General features: G+C 53.1%; 2 rRNA genes (1 of these 2 cut by a window edge). Both read left to right on the top strand.

Going from position 1 to position 2,500, the window contains the following annotated elements:
* A 23S ribosomal RNA gene (locus JVX91_RS00010) occupies positions 1-2,195 on the top strand; it begins 697 nt to the left of the window's first position.
* Between the two features lie 133 nt (positions 2,196-2,328).
* Positions 2,329-2,444, top strand: a 5S ribosomal RNA gene (gene rrf / locus JVX91_RS00005).
* Positions 2,445-2,500: the final 56 nt, after the last annotated feature.

The raw sequence follows: 2,500 nt of genomic DNA, 5'->3' as shown, positions 1-2,500 counted from the left end.
AGGTTAGGTAACACTGACTGGAGGACCGAACCCACTCCCGTTGAAAAGGTAGGGGATGACTTGTGGATCGGAGTGAAAGGCTAATCAAGCTCGGAGATAGCTGGTTCTCCTCGAAAGCTATTTAGGTAGCGCCTCACGTATCACTCCAGGGGGTAGAGCACTGTTTCGGCTAGGGGGTCATCCCGACTTACCAAACCGATGCAAACTCCGAATACCTGGAAGTGTCAGCGTGGGAGACACACGGCGGGTGCTAACGTCCGTCGTGAAAAGGGAAACAACCCAGACCGTCAGCTAAGGTCCCAAAGTTATGGTTAAGTGGTAAACGATGTGGGAAGGCTTAGACAGCTAGGAGGTTGGCTTAGAAGCAGCCACCCTTTAAAGAAAGCGTAATAGCTCACTAGTCGAGTCGGCCTGCGCGGAAGATGTAACGGGGCTCAAACCATACACCGAAGCTACGGGTGCATCGCAAGATGCGCGGTAGAGGAGCGTTCTGTAAGCCTGTGAAGGTGAGTTGAGAAGCTTGCTGGAGGTATCAGAAGTGCGAATGCTGACATGAGTAACGACAATGGGAGTGAAAAACTCCCACGCCGAAAGACCAAGGGTTCCTGCGCAACGTTAATCGACGCAGGGTTAGTCGGTCCCTAAGGCGAGGCTGAAGAGCGTAGTCGATGGGAAACAGGTTAATATTCCTGTACTTCTAGTTACTGCGATGGAGGGACGGAGAAGGCTAGGCCAGCTTGGCGTTGGTTGTCCAAGTTTAAGGTGGTAGGCAGAGATCTTAGGTAAATCCGGGGTCTTAATGCCGAGAGCTGATGACGAGTCATCTTTTAGATGATGAAGTGGTTGATGCCATGCTTCCAGGAAAAGCTTCTAAGCTTCAGGTAACTAGGAACCGTACCCCAAACCGACACAGGTGGTTGGGTAGAGAATACCAAGGCGCTTGAGAGAACTCGGGTGAAGGAACTAGGCAAAATGGCACCGTAACTTCGGGAGAAGGTGCGCCGGCGAGGGTTAAGGATTTACTCCGTAAGCCCATGCCGGTCGAAGATACCAGGCCGCTGCGACTGTTTATTAAAAACACAGCACTCTGCAAACACGAAAGTGGACGTATAGGGTGTGACGCCTGCCCGGTGCCGGAAGGTTAATTGATGGGGTTAGCGAAAGCGAAGCTCTTGATCGAAGCCCCGGTAAACGGCGGCCGTAACTATAACGGTCCTAAGGTAGCGAAATTCCTTGTCGGGTAAGTTCCGACCTGCACGAATGGCGTAACGATGGCGGCGCTGTCTCCACCCGAGACTCAGTGAAATTGAAATCGCTGTGAAGATGCAGTGTATCCGCGGCTAGACGGAAAGACCCCGTGAACCTTTACTGTAGCTTTGCACTGGACTTTGAGCCTGCTTGTGTAGGATAGGTGGGAGGCTTTGAAGCGTGGACGCCAGTCTGCGTGGAGCCATCCTTGAAATACCACCCTGGCATGCTTGAGGTTCTAACTCTGGTCCGTTATCCGGATCGAGGACAGTGTATGGTGGGCAGTTTGACTGGGGCGGTCTCCTCCTAAAGAGTAACGGAGGAGTACGAAGGTGCGCTCAGACCGGTCGGAAATCGGTCGTAGAGTATAAAGGCAAAAGCGCGCTTGACTGCGAGACAGACACGTCGAGCAGGTACGAAAGTAGGTCTTAGTGATCCGGTGGTTCTGTATGGAAGGGCCATCGCTCAACGGATAAAAGGTACTCCGGGGATAACAGGCTGATACCGCCCAAGAGTTCATATCGACGGCGGTGTTTGGCACCTCGATGTCGGCTCATCACATCCTGGGGCTGAAGCCGGTCCCAAGGGTATGGCTGTTCGCCATTTAAAGTGGTACGCGAGCTGGGTTTAGAACGTCGTGAGACAGTTCGGTCCCTATCTGCCGTGGACGTTTGAGATTTGAGAGGGGCTGCTCCTAGTACGAGAGGACCGGAGTGGACGAACCTCTGGTGTTCCGGTTGTCACGCCAGTGGCATTGCCGGGTAGCTATGTTCGGAATAGATAACCGCTGAAAGCATCTAAGCGGGAAACTAGCCTCAAGATGAGATCTCACTGGGAACTTGATTCCCCTAAAGGGCCGTCGAAGACTACGACGTTGATAGGTCGGGTGTGTAAGCGCTGTGAGGCGTTGAGCTAACCGATACTAATTGCCCGTGAGGCTTGACCATATAACACCCAAACAATTTGTGTGTTAGACGGTGAAGACGTAACGAACCGAAAGTTCGTGTGAACCGCAAATACCTGTCACATACCCGAATCTGGATGAGCGTGTGCGCAAGCCACGAGCGTCCGAAAGAATTGCTTGACGACCATAGAGCGTTGGAACCACCTGATCCCATCCCGAACTCAGTAGTGAAACGACGCATCGCCGATGGTAGTGTGGGGTCTCCCCATGTGAGAGTAGGTCATCGTCAAGCTCCTATCCCAAAGCCCCTGGTCAGCATCGCTGGCCGGGGGCTTTGCTTTTGCGCGC

This window comes from Pseudomonas sp. PDNC002, from assembly GCF_016919445.1.
Lineage (GTDB): Bacteria > Pseudomonadota > Gammaproteobacteria > Pseudomonadales > Pseudomonadaceae > Pseudomonas.
The sequence above is the reverse complement of the archived record's forward strand: the minus strand, read 5'-3'. Positions and strand labels throughout refer to the sequence as shown.